Genomic DNA, 2,035 nt, shown 5'->3' with positions numbered 1-2,035 from the left:
GACCGCGGCTCAGACCGTCGTCTCCTCGGCGATGTAGGGGTCGACGAGCGCGTGTGGCACGACGCACTCGCTGAGGATCAACGCGTCATTCATACGTTCGTCAATGGGGTTTCCGCTCTCGTCAGCGGGGATGTAGAGGTTGCTGGTCGGGCTCGTCTGCAGCGCCTCGGCAAGTGTCTCCCGTGCGCCGACGAGCCGCTCCCAGTCGTTGAGCCACTGGGTGATCGGCCGGTCGTCCGACCCCGTACGGTCGCGGGCCTTGCGGATCGCCTCGACCATCGTGAGGACCGCGGCGTCCTGATCCTCCAGGATCGCGGCCTGCTGGCGTGGGGGACCGAACACCGGCATCGAGTCGACGGTGGCCGTCATGATCAGGCACTCGCGCCCGATGACATCGAGCATGCGCTGGTCCTGGATCAGGCCCGGGTTGTCGTGGGTGCCTGCGATGTAGGCCGTCGAGGCCAGGGCCACGGCAGCCAGGAGGCTGAGCACAGCGGCGGCGATCGCGACCCACTTCCACCCGTGTGAGACCGGTGGTGGTGGGTAGTCCCAGGCGTTGCGTGCCGGTGGGTAGGCCGGCAGGCCGGGTGACTCGATCACGTGTTCATCGTGTCATGACCCGGCCGTGCCTGCCGCCTTCAACGGGACATCTGAGGCGTGCCCACTAGGCTCGAGTGGTGATCGTCGCCGCCGCTGTGTGCCCGCACCCACCCATGCTGGTACCAGAGGTCGCGGCAGGTGCCGCCTCCGAGCTGGATGACGTCCGGCAGGCCTGCGACGAGGTGGTCGGCGCGCTTGTGGCGCTCCGCCCGGACCGTATCGTCGTCCTCGGCTCCGGTGCGGCGGGCGATGATCGCGACGAGTCGGCAGGCGGCGGCTTCGAGGCGTACGGGGTCGAGCTGCATGCCGGGGGCGAGGGCGAGGGCCTGCCGCTGAGCCTGACGATCGGCGCCTGGCTGCTGGACCGCGCCGGCTGGGAGGGGCCCCGCACCTACTCGACGGGTGTGCCCGACATCGGCGGATCGGTGGCGGTGCTGGTCATGGCCGACGGCAGCGTCAAGCGTACGGTCGCAGCGCCGGGTTACCTCGACGAGCGGGCCGAGCCCTTCGATTCGGCGATCGCCTCGGCGCTCGGCACTGGTGACATCTCAGTGCTGGCCGCGCTCGATGTCGCGCTCGGTGACGAGCTCGGTGCCGCCGGCACCCGCCCGCTTCGGACGTTGGGCGAGCTGGTGAGCGCGCAGATCAGGTCGCAGACGCACGAGGGCGCCGACATCCGCGCCAACCTGCGCGTGGACGTGGCGCCCCTCGGCGTCGGTTACTGGGTGGCTGACTGGCAGCTGGCACCGATCGCCTGAGCAGACCGGCTACTTCTTGCCGTCCTCGGCGAGCTTGTCGACGCTGTCCTTGGCCTTGCCGACCGCGCCGTCGATCTTGGCGTCGTACTTGCCCTTGGTGGCCTTGCTCGCAGCGCCGGCGGCCTTGTCGGGACCTCGGTCGATCTTGTCGTTCTGGCTGGCCGCGAGGTCTGCCGCCTTGGCCTTGAGCTCAGGAGCCTTCTTCTTCAGCTTGTCGAGGAAACCCATGGCTTCCCCCTTCTGTGAGCGGTGGTGACGGTCACGAGCGGTCGAGGCAACCCCTCCGGTGTGAGAGTCACCCTACTGCGAGACTTCACGTATGTCTGTGACAGATCACCTCGTGGTCATCGTCGGCCCCACGGCATCCGGCAAGTCGTCGCTGGCAGTAGACATCGCCCGGCGGATGAGGGCGACCGGCCACGGAGGTGCGGGCCATCCGGCGGAGATCGTCAACGCCGACTCGATGCAGCTCTACCGCGGCATGGACATCGGCAGGGCCAAGCCCAGGGCGGCAGAAAGCCAGGTCGTGCCGCCCCACCTGTTCGACGTCCTCGAGGTCACCGAGACGGCACCCGTCGCAGAGTTCCAGACCCTGGCCCGGGCATCGATCGCCGACTGCTTCGCCGGCGGGGTCGTCCCGGTGCTGGTCGGAGGGTCGGCACTGTACGTCCGCGCCG

At 69.0% G+C, this 2,035-nt stretch carries 3 protein-coding genes and 1 pseudogene; 2 read left to right on the top strand and 2 right to left on the bottom strand.

What is annotated here, in order from left to right; genetic code table 11:
* Positions 1-9 precede the first annotated feature (9 nt).
* Entirely contained in the window at positions 10-600 is a 591-nt protein-coding gene (locus H7290_RS17995) for a hypothetical protein (protein WP_290515395.1), read from the bottom strand.
* Positions 601-677: 77 nt separating this feature from the next.
* Between H7290_RS17995 and H7290_RS17990 the strand changes: the two genes are divergently transcribed.
* Complete coding sequence (locus tag H7290_RS17990; RefSeq protein WP_290515394.1) at positions 678-1,358, top strand: hypothetical protein; 681 nt, start codon at positions 678-680, stop codon at positions 1,356-1,358.
* Between the two features lie 9 nt (positions 1,359-1,367).
* Here the strand turns inward: H7290_RS17990 and H7290_RS17985 are convergent, their stop codons facing one another.
* On the bottom strand, positions 1,368-1,586 hold the full coding sequence (locus tag H7290_RS17985; RefSeq protein ID WP_290515393.1) for an Rv0909 family putative TA system antitoxin: 219 nt from the start codon (positions 1,584-1,586) through the stop codon (positions 1,368-1,370).
* A 91-nt stretch (positions 1,587-1,677) separates the two neighbouring features.
* Here H7290_RS17985 and H7290_RS17980 point away from each other — a divergent pair.
* A pseudogene (locus tag H7290_RS17980) lies at positions 1,678-2,035 on the top strand (tRNA (adenosine(37)-N6)-dimethylallyltransferase MiaA); the annotation flags it as partial.

The sequence above is a fragment of the Aeromicrobium sp. genome (genome assembly GCF_014378035.1).
GTDB lineage: Bacteria > Actinomycetota > Actinomycetes > Propionibacteriales > Nocardioidaceae > Aeromicrobium.
Note: the sequence above shows the minus strand (reverse complement) of the source record. Positions and strands in the feature narration are given on the sequence as shown.